Raw genomic sequence first — 14,704 nt, 5'->3', positions numbered from 1 at the left:
TGAAAAAATGAAGTCATTTTGATGAAAAAAAAGCAGACCGAAGTCTGCTGAGTTAAAGCGATTGCCTTTATGCAATACTTCTTTTCTTTTCAATGAGTTTTCCAAAAAATAAGCCCAACTCGAACAGGATCCACATGGGAACTGCCAGCATAATCATAGATAAGGCATCGGGTGGTGTGACGAACATGGAAACGAAGAAACATCCAACCACAATAAAACGCCGTTTTTCCACCAACTGCTGTGTGGAGACCAAGCCAATCAAAATCAGCAATAAAGTAATCACTGGAATTTCAAAAGTCAGACCGAAGACCAGAAACAGTTTTAAACAGAAAGTGAGATAGCTGTTGATGTCGGTCATAGGTGCAACCGTTTCAGGCGTTACACTCATAAAGAAATGCAAGATTGAGGGCAAAGCCAAGTAGTAGGCAAAGGCAATTCCTGCGTAGAATAAACCAATGCTACCGACCAATAAGGGCAGTGCGAGCGTTTTTTCTTTTTCATACAGTGCGGGTTTAATGAATGCCCAGATTTGATAAAAAATAAACGGCATGGCTAGCATCAGCGCCACAAAAAAGTTCAGCTTAAAAGGTGCCATAAAGGTTGCGGTGACATCTGTCGCAATCATGGACGATGAAATGGGTAACTGCGCGCGCAATGGCTCGGACATGAGCTGATAGGTATGATTGGCAAAAGGCAATAAGCAGAAGAATAGCACAATCAATAAACCGACAACTTTGAACAAATGCTGTCTTAATGCGACCAGATGTTTAGTGATTGGCATTTCTTCTAGTGCTGCTTGGTCTTGCTGTAATGAACTTGGCAAGCGACTGGATTCTATATTCATACCGCCACCTTTAATTCAGGCAATTGCTCGATAGAACTCACTACAGAAGCCCCCATTTTATTTGTGCAGGGCACTACCGAAAGTAATCGGTGCCGATACAGCATTGAATATTTTTGCTGTGTGAGTGGAATATAAGTCAAAAATAGATTCTTATTTTCGGTAACGCTGTTTTGCTGTTGTTGTTCGATCGCGCTATGGTTTTGTTGTTGTAATTCCTGCATCTGAGCCTGCATTTTTAGCTCAAGTTCTTGAATACGTTTCATCTCATTTTGCATTTGTTCACGCAGTTCAGACATGCGTAATTCACGGTCTATATCATTCTGTACATTGCTGATCATGCGTTTGAATTTACCGTACCATTTACCTGCAAAACGTGCCGCTTCGGGCAGTTTGTCTGGCCCCAGCACCAATAATGCAATGATGCCGAAGGTCAACAGTTCAGTCATTCCAATATTGAGCATAGGGTAAATACCTGTGGCTTATGATCGTGTTGATGATTTAACTTCCGCCGTACTGGGATGTTCTAAAGTACGTGGTTGATTGAGTGTGGAGGTTGTCTCATCTTCTTTAACCGACTTTTTAAAGTCTTTGATAGCACCGCCGACATCTTTGCCTAAGTTTTTCAGTTTAGACGTACCAAACAGTAAGATCACAACAATTGCAAAAATCAATACATGCCAAATCGATAAACCCGCCATATTTATTTCCTCTTTTTTATTTATGTCATATCTCAACAGTTCAACATGACAGGCGTGTGACGATAGGATTGCAATTTAAAGACACGGGATTTCTGGAAAAAAGTCCGATGGGTGCTATGATATTTTGGTGAAATTTCAAGGAATATCGATGTGGCTTTGCTGTTGCCGTTATTGGCATTTTTAACAGGTTTAATGCTTGCAACCACACCTCTTGCTTCGAAGTTAAAAACTGGATTGTCCAGTCTTATGGCCCGTTGTTTTATCCCTATCGTGATTATTTACAACATGGTGTTTTATCAGCCAGGTAGCCTTAGTCTGATGTTGTTTAGCTTTGGCGTCGCTGTTCTATTGTTTTATTTTTTCCTCTATTTTTCACAGAATAAGTTGAGTGCTTTGTGCTTTAGTTATGTCAATATGGCGTGGCTAGGCTTTCCTTTCGCGATTGCGTTATTCGGCACGGAAATCAGTCCTGCCATGGTGGCGTTGTATGTCGGTGGTTCGATTTTTGGCAACCTCTGGGCAGTCACTGCCGTGAGTGATACACCTCAGCCACTCAGTATTATTCTGAAAAAAGTCGTGTATTCACCCCCAATCGTTGCTTTAAGTTTGGCTGTATTGTTTTGGTTGTTGGGTATACAGCACTGGCTACAACAGCACGGCATTGACTGGATATATTCTGCTGCAAAGTTGGGCATGACCTTTTCAGGCATGTGTGTGTTGGGCATGTGGCTCAGGCACACCAAAGTTCATAGAGCAGATTTATGGCAAAGTACGCAAACCGCAGGCTTGAAATTACTTTGTGGTTTAGTCTTATGTGGGTTGGCGTATCGCTTTTTGCCTATACCCCATATTGAACAATCGATTGGGGTCATGTTCTTATTATTTTGTTTGCCACCTGCGGCAAATATTGTGGCTTTAGAAACGCATTATCAGGGAACAGGAACGTCAGCAAAATATATCGCTTCGGGGACAATTGTCAGTTGTGTTGTAGTCAGCCTGTATGGCGTGTTATTGCATTTGTTTATGTAAAAAGGTTCTTGCTCTCCCTAAAGAGAGAGCAAAAAGTCTCAGTTACTTTTCTAAACTGTGTTTAAAAAGTTGCATGGCTTGGCCACGATGGCTGATTTTATTTTTTTCTTCTTTGCTCATTTCTGCACTTGAAAGCCCTAACTCGGGTAACCAAAACAGTGGGTCATAGCCAAAACCATTTTCACCTCGTTCAGCTTCGAGCACTTCACCTTTCCAAATGCCTTGGAAAATTTGTGGGAGTGGATCTTCGGCGTGTTGTACCAGCGCTAATACGCAAACGAACATGCCTTCAACAGTTTCACCCTCTTTACGCAGTGGTTTTAATTTTTCTAACAGCTTTTGGTTGTTGGCAGCATCATCGCCATGTTCACCTGCAAAACGGGCTGAATAAATGCCTGGTGCGCCATCTAAAACTGGGACACAAATACCCGAGTCATCAGCAATCGCGGGTTTACCTGAAATACGGCTGGCATGGCGGGCTTTAATAATGGCATTTTCAATAAAACTGAGCCCGTCTTCCACAGCATCTTCAATATTCAGTTGACCTTGCGGTACAACGTTGACTGGGAGTTGAAGTTCGGCAAAAAGTTTCTCAAATTCAGCAATTTTACCTTTGTTGTTACTGGCAAGCACTAATGTGCCTTGAGATAACCACGCATTTGCAGACATTGTATTGGTGCTCATGAATTGAAAATAAAGGTCTATATTTTAACTGAATTAGATTGTATAAAAGCAGCATAATCCATGAAGATTAAAACCAACAGCTGATTTTGAATAAGAACAAGAGATAAATGAATATGATTCGCCCAGCCACCCATGCAGATTTAGAACAAATTGAGAGATTAATTCAACCTTATATTGCCGACTTTGCCATAAGTCATGAAGGTGAAGAAAAATTTTCTTCAGCCACCATTTTAAAATTATTAGACACGCAACAGGTTCATTATTATGTCTATGAACAGAATGAAAAAATTTTAGGCATCATTGCTTATAAAGAACCCGCCCATCTCGTACATTTTTTTGTAGATACCTCGGTACAAAAGCAGGGCATTGGTCGAAAACTGTGGAATTCTGTTGTGGCTGAACTACAGGAAAATATCACTGTAATAAGTGTAAATTCAAGTTGTTATGCACAACCTATTTATCAAAAATTTGGCTTTAAGGCTGTGTCAGAGGTGATTGAAGCACATGGTTTAAGGTTTGTGATGATGCAAAAAAATACAACTGCCTAAAATAAAAAAGCACCCGAAGGTGCTATCTAGAGTCAGTGCAATATTATTGCGCCTGAATCCATTTGTCTGCACGGTCACGTGCCAAACGAATCTGGTCTTGAGTCAAGTTGGCTGCCAAAGCCGTTTTTTTGCCTTCTGACATGGTAATGACTTTATTGTCGAGCATGCCATCACGCGTTGAAAGTTCATACCATTGGTAAGCACCAATGTAGTTTTTCTTTTGCTCTTCCATCATGGCAAGGTTAAAGCTGGCACGGTTGTCACCATGGCTGGCTGCCTTTTCAAAGTATTGGCGAGCCAAAGTTTCACTTTTGGCAACCCCAACGCCATCGGCATACATACGACCTACATTTAACTGTGCAGGGGATAAGCCCTGATCAGCAGCAGCTTTAAACCAAGCAAAAGCTTGACGGTCATCTTGCTTGACGTCTTTACCCGTTTGGTATTTGGTGCCTAAGTAGAACTGTGCAGCAGGTTGACCTGCTTTTGCAGCTTTAATTAAGTTATCAATATCCATGGTTGAATATTGGGCAGCTTGACTAGAAATGGAAGTAGATGGCGAAACGTACTCAGCATGAGACTGAATGCTAAAAAGTCCAAAAACTAGTGTGCTTAATAATAATTTTTTCATAGCGCGCTCACTCGATAAATTGCGACTTCACCAAACAGATTTGGGATATGTTTACTAAGTAAACTACCTTGCTGATCCCCATTCACGGCGAGTCGATTAATTATTCGGATGTTGTTTTCTGCACAAAGTGCTTCAAAATCTCGAAAAGTACATAAGTGGATGTTTGGAGTATTATACCACATATAAGGTAATGCTTCTGAAACTGGCATCATTCCTTTCAAAGCCAAGAAAGAACGGGTCTTCCAATGTGCAAAGTTTGGAAAAGTAATAATCGCCTGTTTCCCCACACGCACCATATCACGTAATAATACGTCAGGCGCATCTACAGCTTGCAAAGCTTGTGCCATGACCACATAGTCAAAAGACTGGTCGGCAAAGCGACTTAAACCTAAATTTAAGTCCTGCTGAATAATATTTAACCCTCGGCTGATCGCAATTGCAATCTTTTCCTGATCAATTTCTAAGCCATATGCACGAATATTGTGCTGTTTGCTCATGTGAGCTAACAATTCACCATCACCACAGCCCAAATCGAGGACTTTGGAGTTGGGGTTAATCCATGCTTCAGCGAGTTGGTGATCGATACGCATTACACAGCCTCCTTAGCGGTAGATTTAAGCTGTTCTTCACCACCTAAAAATGCACGTAATGATTTTACATAAAGCGGAATCGGGAACAAGAATGAATCATGGCCTTGTTCAGCATCAATATCCAAGTAGCTCACAGGCTTGTGATTACTAATGAGTGCATCCACAATTTCTTGTGAGCGTTCAGGAGTAAAGCGCCAGTCCGTGGTAAACGACACCACTAAGAATTGACATTGGGTCTGAGACATCGCTTGGGTCAATGAATGTTCATATTCACGCGACGGATCAAAATAGTCCAGTGCCTTGGTCATAATAAGATACGTATTGGCATCAAAGTTACGACTGAACTGTTCACCTTGATAACGCAAATAACTTTCGACTTGGAATTCGACATCAAAGCCGTACATAAATTTGCCCGACTTTAAGTCACGACCAAATTTTTGTTTCATCGCTTCTTCAGATAGGTAGGTAATATGACCGACCATACGAGCCAAAATTAAACCGCGTTTTGGATAGCTGTCATGTTCCAAATAACGACCTTGATGGAAATCAGGATCAGACAAAATCGACTGACGTGCCACTTCGTTAAAGGCAATATTCTGTGCGGATAGTTTGGGAGCACTGGCAATAATCACGCATTTTTGTAAACGCTCAGGATAATCAACCGACCATTGTAAAGCCTGCATGCCACCCAAAGAACCACCAATAACGGCATACCAAGTCTGAATACCTAAACGATCAGAGAGCATGGCTTGGGTTTTAACCCAGTCACGCACGGTCACTAAAGGAAAATCTGGCCCATAAGGACGATTGTCATTTTCAGGATTTGGCGAAGTTGGACCTGTCGAACCGTTACAGCCCCCAATGTTATTTAAGGAGATAATAAAGAATTTAGACGTATCAATTGCTTTTCCAGGGCCAATACAGGCATCCCACCAACCTGCTTTCTTATCATCTTCATGATGATAGCCAGCCGCATGATGATGTCCCGATAAGGCGTGACAAATCAGAATGGCATTCGAGTGATCTGCGTTGAGTGTGCCGTAGGTTTCAACCATCATTTCGAAACGTGGTAAAACACGACCACATTCTAGTTCTAACGGCTCTTCGAATTGGAACTTTTGTGGGGTTACGAGACCCACTGAGTCAGCTGGAAAAGACACAGAAATACTTCGCCTTAAATTTTTTAGAACAATAAACAAAAGGATACCACTTGAGGGTATCCTTCTAAAGTCATTTTAGTGCTAATGAATATTGTTAATCCTTATACCGCAGCAGCAATCACTTGTTCAGTGCTGAGTACACCTTGTTCAATTAAACGGTTGGTACATGCAAGGATTGCTTCAATAGAGGCGGTCACAATGTTGTCATGAACACCCGCACCAAAGGCAGATTTACCTGTACCTTTCACTTGAATTTCAATTAATGCTAAGGCTTTGGCATGTGCGCCTGAGCTAATGCTGCGCTCTTCATAGTTCAAGACATCAATAGGTAATTGAAGCGCATTTAACATCGCTGAAATTGGACCGTTGCCCTCACCACGTAAATGCTGGACTTCACCATCAAGTTCGATATCTAACTCAATCACTTGGTTGCCATTATCGTCGGACAAGCGGTAATTTTTCGCTGAATAATGAGCATCTTTGGTGCTGACATACTTATCTTTAAACAAGCCCCAGATTTGTTGAGCTGAAACTTCAACACCTTCCTCATCTGCAACTTGTTGTACCACTTGCGAGAATTCAATTTGTAAACGACGCGGCAATACCACGTTGTAGTTTGCTTCTAACAAGTATGCAATACCACCTTTACCAGATTGTGAATTGACACGAATCACAGCATCGTAGTCACGACCTAAATCTTTCGGATCGATTGGTAAGTAAGGCATGTCCCAGACTTCTTGATTTTTCTGGTATTCAAAGCCTTTTTTAATTGCATCTTGGTGTGAGCCAGAGAATGCAGTGAAGACCAAGTCACCTGCATAAGGATGACGAGGATGTACAGGTAATCCTGTGCACTCTTCTACAGTTGCAATCACTTCATTAATGTTGGAAAAGTCTAAGTTTGGTGCAACACCTTGGGTGTACATGTTCAAGGCAATTGCAGCCACATCAACATTACCTGTACGTTCACCATTACCAAACACACAGCCTTCTACACGGTCAGCACCCGCCATAATAGCTAATTCAGAAGCAGCGATACCACAGCCACGGTCATTGTGACAGTGAACTGAAATGATTACACCATCACGACGTTGAATATTACGATGCATCCATTCGATTTGGTCTGCATAGACATTTGGAGTCGATACTTCTACTGTTGCAGGTAAGTTCAAAATGACTTTATGGTCTGGGCGTGCATCCCAGATTTCAGTCACAGCATCACAGACATCTTTCGCAACTTCTAATTCCGTTGCAGAGAAACATTCTGGGCTATATTGGAAGACCCATTCAGTTTCAGGTTGCTTGGCTGCATATTCTTTGACTTTTTCAGCTGCATTGATGGCTAATTGTTTTGCACCTGCAACATCCACATTTAATACTTTTTGACGGAATGTTGGAGAGTTTGAATTGTAGATATGCACAATTGCACGTTTTGCCCCTTGTAATGATTCAAAGGTACGTTGGATCAAGTGATCACGCGCTTGGACCAAAACTTCAATATAGACATCATCAGGAATATGACCTTCTTCAATCAATTTACGCGTGAAGTCAAAGTCGATTTGAGATGCAGAAGGGAAGCCAATTTCAATATGTTTAAAGCCAATTTTGACCAACATTTGGAACATTTTAAACTTTTGTTCCATGTCCATCGGTTCAAAAATTGCTTGGTTACCGTCACGAAGGTCGGTACTCATCCAAATTGGGGCTTGGGTAATTTCTTTGTTTGGCCATTGACGGTCAGGCAAGTCTACACGCTGGTACATGCGACGATATTTTTTACTTGGATCAGCCAACATCATGAGGAACTCCTTGTGCAGCATGGGTTGCTTGGTCTTGTGAAATCTGCAACTTGCTACAATATATATGGTGTTTATTTAAAAATATTTAAAGGGAAAAAGTAGGAATAATTGCCAAACAGGCAAAATTTTTATACGCGCGCGTGGCGCAGCATCAGGAGATTCATTTGAGGTTGAGCGTGAGTCGGAAAAGCAAAAATATCATTCGTTTTCATCATGTAACCATCAAAATCAATAGGGAAGTTTCACTTACGCAAGCATTCGCATAGCGTTAAATGCAGTCTAGGCGAAAATTGCACTTGGTGCAAAAGGTTCATAATTTATTCTAATAGGATTGCTAGGGAAATGTTTTTCTAATTTTGCAGTATTATTTTAATATTAGAAAAAATTTCCCAAGATAAATTTATTTTATGAAAAATATAATAACAAAGTGTGCAGAATACTTATAATTCCGACCACATTCGAATCAAGTTGTGATAAATGTTGGTCAGTTTCATTACCTCAGGATAAGCATCATCATGATCCTTACGTAATTGACGAATACTTTCATCAAGATTGAACAGCAGATGTCGTTTCTGGTCATCACGAATTAAACTTTGTACCCAGAAAAATGAAGCAAAACGTGTACCGCGAGTAATGCTACTAACTTCATGTAAGCTAGTTGCTGGGTAGAGTACGACATCACCTGCGGGTAACTTCACTTCATGATAACCATAGGTGTCTTCAATCACCAAATCGCCGCCATCGTATTCTTCAGGTTCACTTAAAAATAGGGTACAGGATAAATCTGTACGCATTTGCTGTGAAGTTCCACGAATCAGGCGGATTGAGTTATCAACATGAAAACCAAAACTTTCATGTTCATCATAACGGTTAAACAGTGGGGGAATAATTTGATGCGGCAATGCAGCGGCTTGAAAAACTGGATTTTTCCAAATTGCTTGAATCACCAACTCACTCAGATGATGGGTGAGGGAATCATTTTCCGAAAGTTGTTGATTTTGTTTGACTGAGGCAGAAAGGGTACCTGCTGTTACTTTCCCACCTACCCAATTTGCTGTTGCCATCAATTGGCGAAATTCAGCGACTTGTTCTTTGGATAAAACATTTGGAATGTGATGAATCACAGCCTATATCCTTCTAAATAAATGGTGATAAAATAGCCTCTGGGCAGAGGCTATTTTATCTTAACTTAAACAAATCCCATAATTAATTTATGGGATTTGGTCTTAGTATTTAAAGTTAATTGCCAATACGGCATTGCGACCATTGCCTTCAAATGCGTAGTGAGCCGCGTGTGCGCTCGTGAAATAATGTTTATCAGAAATATTATTCACGTTAAGCTGAACATTCACATTACGGTTGACATCATATTTAGCCATCGCATTGTAAATGGTATAGGTCGGTAAGTATTTTGGTGCAGTTGTGTTTACATAAACTTGATCACGATATTCTGCACCCGCGCCTAAAGTTAACTTTGGCATAACACGATAAGTTGACCATAAAGTTGCGCTGTTTTTCGCAACGAATGGCAGTGGTTTACCTTCTTGTGCAATTGAATTGTATGCTGCTTTTGTAATTTCACTGTCTAAGTAGCTATAACCTGTTGAAACTTCCCATTTGTTGGTGATTTTACCGTTTAAGCTAACTTCGAAACCATCAACACGGCTTTCACCTGCATTAGCAGAAGTAGTTGAATCAATTTGAATGCGAGTATTTTGCTTTTCAGTACGGAAAATTGCAGCAGTTAAGTTTGCACGATTATTAAATAAGTCCCATTTGGTACCAATTTCAAAAGTACGAGCTTCTTCTGGCTTGAGGGCATTGATGATATCCGTTGTACCTAAAGCGTTGTCACTGCTATCGCCTTCTGCAAGAACACCTACAGGGTTTGCAGAGGTTGCAAAACTGGTATAAATGCTACCATTTTCAGTTGGTTTATAAACTAAACCAGCTTGATAAGTGAAAAAGTCTGAATCACTTTCATATTTTGTCCCTTTAGGAATAGAGACTTCAGAAGTATAGGCACCATCTTTGGTTTTATAGACATCTTGATTATATTTTTTCTCGGTTTCAAATTTATCCCAACGGATGCCTAGGTTAAGCAACCATTGTGGGTTAAATTCGATGCTATCTAAAGCATACACAGACATTGTTTGACTACGCGTTGTAGACTGACCTTTAATACTGCCAATTGTATCGGTAAACGAACCGTTACTTGGGTTGTTTAAGCCAGTACACCAACCATTCAGTGCAGCAGCGCTTGCATCACATGAATTGATATTAGATGTTAAGATTGTAGACGTAGTTTGACCTGCTGCATTGGTAAATGTGTGCATGCCTTGATCCGTTTCTTGTAGGCTCCATTCGGTTCCGACGTTAAACGAGTGATTTAATGCACCAGTATTGAATTTACCGCGTAATGACAATTGGTCACTATACGCATCGGTCTCTAAAATACGACTTAACGCACGTCGTGCAACAGTACCACGGTAGATGTTTCCTTTAGAGTCATCGGCATTGGTATAGATATAATCAGATTTAGATTTGTTATATGTAGCAATATTCGCTAAGGTCAGATTTTCATTGAAATCGTGTTCAAGCTTAAACGTACCAATTTGGTTTTCACGTTTGTCAAAGTCACGTGCTTTCCAGCCATAGTAAGTTCCAGCTTTGACGCTTACAGGTTTACCATCGCCAGGATTAACAGTTACACCAGGAGGAGGTGTTGTTGGCTTTGCATTATTGAATGGAATACCCGCATCTGGTTCATCATTGCTACGTAAATAATAATAACCAACAGAGCCACGTGTGTCAGAGCCTAGACCAAATGCGAGACTGGTTGCGATACCAGCACGTGCAAATTCAGCACCGTCACTTTGTCCAGCTTTTTCATTTTCGTGCCCCATCACAATGACACGGCCAGCCATACCATTACCAAAGTCTTTGTTGGCATCTAATTGAATGTGTTTATAGTTGTCGGTTCCGCCTTGAACGCTGCCTTGATAAGTATCACCTTCATGAGCAACTTTAGGAATCAGGTTAATGCTTCCGCCAACGCTACCACCACCGCCTAGAGCGGAAGATGAGCCTTTAATAACTTCAACCTGCTCAATCGCAAACATATCACGGCTTTGTGAAGTAGTATTACGAACACCATCAACATAGATTGAAGATTGACCGCTATAACCACGGATATAAGGCATATCTGTAAATGGTGTACCGCCTTCACCAGCACCCAAAGTGATCCCTGGTTCATAACGTAATGCTTCTAACAGTGTATTAGAATTGGTTTCTTTGAGTAATTTTTGCGAAAGAACAGAAACAGATTTAGGCGTATCTTTTAGTGGCGCGACAAATTTAGTATTTGCAGATTGATCAACTTTTAAAGATTCTTCTTGAGTTGCTTCCGTGCGAATGGTTGGCAATTGAGCAGTTTCTTCTTGTGCAATAGCCGTGGTCGCAACAACGGATAAAGACGAGGCAATTGCTGCCGACACTAATTTTTTACGCGTTTTAATAAATGACATTTCTGAACTCACAAAGAGTAGTAAAAATTCTTATGCGAATAATAATAATTCTTATTTATTTTACCAATTGTAAATGATTGGAATTGTCGATAAAGGCCTGTAAGGAAAATGTAAAAATTAATGAGATTGTGTAACATATTGTATATAAGTACATGATTTTATATAAATATAGTCAAAATCTGTAAAAATATGATTTTTTATTGGGATTTTGAATATTAAAAATCGTAATAGATCGACGGTCTGTAGTTATGCCCAGAAACATACGTTCCAGACATAGCAGAACCGATAGAAAGGTACTTATATGCCTGTTGTACATCACCATTTAGGTCGTAAAGTCCATGTATTCAGTAAAATCTTGGTCTAATAAATGGTTTACAGCCGCATTAATCCGAACCCGATCATTAAGCTGATAACTGCTCCCTAAATTAAATAAGTTATAGCTAGAGAATGCATTATCGGTTTGCTTTTGAATCTTCAGTGCATCGTTAGTTTGGCTGACTACGTAACGCGGATGACCAGACTGATATTCATGTTGTTACCATAGATCAAAGGCATGATTGCTATGCCATGTCGAAGTGAGATTGAATAAATGTTTAGCTGTAGGCTCAATTGCATAACCTTTATTTTCACCTTTGGTAATTTCAGATTCGGTAAGGGTATAGCTGCTTTAATATCTTATTCAGGAATGATTTGATATTTGAATGAGCTTTCGAGACCATAAATTTCTGCCTCGTCGGCATTAAAACTCTTGGAATAAGACGTCACACCGCTGCCTAATCCAGAGCAGTCACTGATACTGCAATTAAATTCTTTAGATACAGTTTTATCTTTAACAAGATTAAAGAATGCAGTGATATTAAAATCGAGTCGATCTGAAGCTGGATAATTTAAGCCCAGTTCATAATTGACAAAGGTTTCAGGTTTTAAATCAGGATTGCCAAGTACAGGGATTGTAGCGTGACCACTAAAGTTAATCATGCCGTTGTGCAAGGCTTTAGCCGAAGGAGCTTTGTAAGGCATACTCACGCCACTTTTCAGGGTTAAAGTATCGGTAGTATTCCAGACTAAATAGGTGCAGGGGGCAAATGGCCACCAAAACCTGAATGATCTTCATAAGGACTATCAAAGCTAAAGTGCAGATGATCCATCAGGTGCCGCTCATCTTCGGCATAGAATGAGTAAGAGTCTTGCTTAAACTCCGTTCTTAAACCTGCAATATCATCAATACTTTTAGCGTTTTGTATTCGGCACCCAAAGTGAGCTTATGATTTTGAAGTGTAGAAATAAGATGAATATCGGCAACTAAATAGAAGTTAGCGCATTTTTATATCTTGCTTAAAGCCTGCAGCAGGCACCACAATGGTGGAGCGTTGAGGCATCGAGAAGTTTTCCAAACTGCTTTCTGCAAAAGTGGCATTACTAAACCAACCTAGAGTTACAAGGTTAAGTGGACGAAGGTTGAACATACTCATAAATAGAATTTCAAAATTTTATGAGATAAATAGCTGAAAATAATGAGAATATGGTAATAATGATAGGATTTGTCATTTGTAATAGAAGCCATTTGAAAATAAAGAAATGATCGGAAATTTAGAGAATTAACCAAAAGACAAAAAGAAATTAGATAAAATCTTGTAGTTTAAACATCCAGTTTTGTATATCTTTGAATGTTGTCATATAATGTGGCACTTTTTTATAAACTGTAATTACTAAATTTCGAGGAAGCCATGCAAGTAACTTCTGAAGCGGTTTCGGGCGTTGCCCGTCGTTTAAATGTATCTGTACCGACGAGCCGTGTGAACGAGCAATTTGAAGCACGTTTAAAACGCACTGCTAAAACTGTAAAGATTAACGGCTTCCGTCAAGGTAAAGTGCCATTAAACGTAGTTCGCCGTGAATATGGCGCGGGTATTTACCAAGAAGTGGTAAATGACGTTATCCGTGACACAGTATTCGAAGCAATTCAACAAGAAAAAATCAATGCTGTTGGCATGCCAAACATTGATAAAGTGGAAAACAAAGACGACGCGCTTGTATACGAAGCGACTGTTGAAGTTTATCCAGAAGTTGACGTTAAATTTGAAGGTTTAGAAGTTGAGCGTAAAGCGTCTACAGTTGAAGACAAAGACGTTGATCAAATGATCGAAAACCTTCAGAAGCAACGTGCTTCTTGGGCTGAAACCAAAGGCATGGCTAAAAAAGACATGCAAGTCACTTTCGATTTTGAAGGTACTGTTGATGGTGAGAAGTTTGAAGGCGGTGCTGCTGAAGACTTTAAACTAGTATTAGGTTCTGGTCGTATGATCCCTGGCTTCGAAGACGGTATCGTTGGTATGAAGAAAGGCGAAGAGAAAGTAATTGATGTAACTTTCCCTGAAGATTACCAAGCTGAAAACCTTGCTGGTAAAGCAGCACAATTCAAAATCACAGTGAAGCTTGTTGAAAAACAAAAACTTCCAGAAGTTGATGCTGAATTCCTTAAAATCTTCGGTTTAACTGAAGAAGAAGGCGTTGAAAAATTAAAAGCTGACGTGCGTAAAAACATGGAACGCGAAGTGAAAAATGGTTTGCGTAACCAAGTGAAAGGTGCAGCTTTTGATGCGCTTGTAGCTGCAAACGAAGTTGAACTTCCTGCTGCAATGGTTGCTCAAGAAGTTGACCGTCAACGTCAACAAATGATCCAACAATTCACGCAACAGTTTGGTGCTCAAGGTGCAAAAGCATTTGACAGCAGCATGCTTCCAGACGAATTGTTCAAAGAACAAGCTGAGAAATCTGTAAAACTTGGCGTATTGGTAAGCAAAGTATTGGCTGATGCTAAACTTGAAGTTGACCAAGCTCGCGTTGAAGCTTACATCGAAGACATGGCTTCTTCTTACGAAGATCCAACTGAAGTGATTGAATACTTCAAAAATGACAAACAACAACGTTCACAAATTGAAGCTGTTGTATTAGAAGATCAAGTTGTTGATCACATTTTAGCAGCTGCGAAAGTAACTGATAAAGCGGTGAGCTATGAAGAATTGTTGAAAGAGCAACAAGCTCGTCAACAAGGCTAATTTAGCTTGAATTAAAAAAGGCGCTTTGAGCGCCTTTTTTTATCTCAACAGATATCGGCTTGTCCCATATTCACAAAGCTTATGCAAAAAATATCTGTTATTTAATGGGGAATATTTTGCAATTTCGGTCATTAT

15 protein-coding genes are annotated in these 14,704 nt (G+C 40.1%); 3 read left to right on the top strand and 12 right to left on the bottom strand.

From position 1 onward, the window contains the following. Positions 1 to 67 precede the first annotated feature (67 nt). The 3 genes from tatC to tatA are packed head-to-tail and all read right to left on the bottom strand — an operon-like array spanning position 68 to position 1,542. Complete coding sequence (gene tatC / locus E0H82_RS06880) at positions 68 to 844, bottom strand: twin-arginine translocase subunit TatC (protein ID WP_131263963.1); 777 nt, start codon at positions 842 to 844, stop codon at positions 68 to 70. Beyond that, on the bottom strand, positions 841 to 1,305 hold the full coding sequence (tatB, locus tag E0H82_RS06875) for a Sec-independent protein translocase protein TatB (protein WP_131263962.1): 465 nt from the start codon (positions 1,303 to 1,305) through the stop codon (positions 841 to 843). The genes tatC and tatB overlap by 4 nt, the downstream gene beginning before the upstream one ends. A gap of 18 nt (positions 1,306 to 1,323) precedes the next feature. Then, positions 1,324 to 1,542 (bottom strand): Sec-independent protein translocase subunit TatA, encoded by a 219-nt coding sequence (gene tatA / locus E0H82_RS06870; protein WP_131263961.1) that lies wholly within the window; start codon positions 1,540 to 1,542, stop codon positions 1,324 to 1,326. A 150-nt stretch (positions 1,543 to 1,692) separates the two neighbouring features. On the opposite strand from tatA, the gene E0H82_RS06865 reads away from it, so the two are divergent. Next, positions 1,693 to 2,571 (top strand): permease, encoded by an 879-nt coding sequence (locus E0H82_RS06865; protein WP_131263960.1) that lies wholly within the window; start codon positions 1,693 to 1,695, stop codon positions 2,569 to 2,571. A 42-nt stretch (positions 2,572 to 2,613) separates the two neighbouring features. On the opposite strand, the gene rdgB is transcribed toward E0H82_RS06865, so the two are convergent. Further along, entirely contained in the window at positions 2,614 to 3,240 is a 627-nt protein-coding gene (rdgB, locus tag E0H82_RS06860; RefSeq protein WP_131263959.1) for an RdgB/HAM1 family non-canonical purine NTP pyrophosphatase, read from the bottom strand. 122 nt (positions 3,241 to 3,362) lie between these two features. On the opposite strand from rdgB, the gene E0H82_RS06855 reads away from it, so the two are divergent. Next, positions 3,363 to 3,803: a GNAT family N-acetyltransferase gene (locus E0H82_RS06855; protein WP_323052912.1), complete on the top strand. Its 441-nt coding sequence runs from the start codon at positions 3,363 to 3,365 to the stop codon at positions 3,801 to 3,803. Between the two features lie 43 nt (positions 3,804 to 3,846). Here the strand turns inward: E0H82_RS06855 and E0H82_RS06850 are convergent, their stop codons facing one another. From E0H82_RS06850 to E0H82_RS16535, 8 genes are all read right to left on the bottom strand, one after another. Further along, entirely contained in the window at positions 3,847 to 4,434 is a 588-nt protein-coding gene (locus E0H82_RS06850) for a tetratricopeptide repeat protein (protein WP_131263958.1), read from the bottom strand. After that, positions 4,431 to 5,024 (bottom strand): methionine biosynthesis protein MetW, encoded by a 594-nt coding sequence (gene metW, locus E0H82_RS06845; protein WP_116758625.1) that lies wholly within the window; start codon positions 5,022 to 5,024, stop codon positions 4,431 to 4,433. The genes E0H82_RS06850 and metW overlap by 4 nt, the downstream gene beginning before the upstream one ends. Continuing rightward, positions 5,024 to 6,184, bottom strand: coding sequence for a homoserine O-succinyltransferase MetX (gene metX, locus E0H82_RS06840; RefSeq protein ID WP_131263957.1), 1,161 nt, complete (start codon positions 6,182 to 6,184; stop codon positions 5,024 to 5,026). The genes metW and metX overlap by 1 nt, the downstream gene beginning before the upstream one ends. Before the next feature lie 101 nt (positions 6,185 to 6,285). After that, positions 6,286 to 7,983, bottom strand: coding sequence for a 2-isopropylmalate synthase (leuA, locus tag E0H82_RS06835; RefSeq protein ID WP_131263956.1), 1,698 nt, complete (start codon positions 7,981 to 7,983; stop codon positions 6,286 to 6,288). 440 nt (positions 7,984 to 8,423) lie between these two features. Beyond that, complete coding sequence (locus E0H82_RS06830; RefSeq protein WP_131263955.1) at positions 8,424 to 9,107, bottom strand: Fe2+-dependent dioxygenase; 684 nt, start codon at positions 9,105 to 9,107, stop codon at positions 8,424 to 8,426. Between the two features lie 102 nt (positions 9,108 to 9,209). Next, positions 9,210 to 11,510 carry a TonB-dependent receptor gene (locus E0H82_RS06825; RefSeq protein WP_131263954.1) on the bottom strand — a complete coding sequence of 767 codons (2,301 nt, stop codon included), beginning with the start codon at positions 11,508 to 11,510 and terminating at the stop codon, positions 9,210 to 9,212. A gap of 675 nt (positions 11,511 to 12,185) precedes the next feature. Beyond that, on the bottom strand, positions 12,186 to 12,536 hold the full coding sequence (locus tag E0H82_RS06820; protein ID WP_265937191.1) for a TonB-dependent receptor domain-containing protein: 351 nt from the start codon (positions 12,534 to 12,536) through the stop codon (positions 12,186 to 12,188). A gap of 287 nt (positions 12,537 to 12,823) precedes the next feature. Next, positions 12,824 to 12,982 (bottom strand): hypothetical protein, encoded by a 159-nt coding sequence (locus E0H82_RS16535; protein ID WP_165492931.1) that lies wholly within the window; start codon positions 12,980 to 12,982, stop codon positions 12,824 to 12,826. 255 nt (positions 12,983 to 13,237) lie between these two features. On the opposite strand from E0H82_RS16535, the gene tig reads away from it, so the two are divergent. Then, complete coding sequence (gene tig / locus E0H82_RS06815; protein WP_131263952.1) at positions 13,238 to 14,569, top strand: trigger factor; 1,332 nt, start codon at positions 13,238 to 13,240, stop codon at positions 14,567 to 14,569. The last annotated feature ends 135 nt before the right edge of the window (positions 14,570 to 14,704 follow it).

Source organism: Acinetobacter sp. ANC 4910 (assembly GCF_004331035.1).
Taxonomy (GTDB): domain Bacteria; phylum Pseudomonadota; class Gammaproteobacteria; order Pseudomonadales; family Moraxellaceae; genus Acinetobacter.
Note: the sequence above shows the minus strand (reverse complement) of the source record. Positions and strands in the feature narration are given on the sequence as shown.